Annotated in this window: 1 pseudogene; it reads right to left on the reverse strand. The window is 67.6% G+C overall.

From position 1 onward, the window contains the following. Nucleotides 1-49: 49 nt before the first annotated feature. Nucleotides 50-241 (reverse strand): annotated as a pseudogene (locus ACQG3P_RS22480) (hypothetical protein); the annotation flags it as partial.

The raw sequence follows: 241 nt of genomic DNA on the forward strand, positions 1-241 counted from the left end.
GCGATGCGGCGTTCGCCCGCCGACCTGTGGTCACGCTCGGAGCGGATGGTCACCAGAGGCGGCATGGGGTCATCAAAAAGGGGACGGGGGGACGTGACCAGCGCGGCGGCTTGATCATCTCCAACCCGCGCACCTCGGTGATGCCCAAGCCGGGCGCATCGCTGATGGTGCTCTCCGACTCGTTGAAATGGACCCCGCCGGTGACCGGATTGAACTGCCCCAGCGACGGGCCGTCCAGGTC

It is taken from the genome of Stenotrophomonas sp. SrG, assembly GCF_050031795.1.
GTDB lineage: Bacteria > Pseudomonadota > Gammaproteobacteria > Xanthomonadales > Xanthomonadaceae > Stenotrophomonas > Stenotrophomonas rhizophila_A.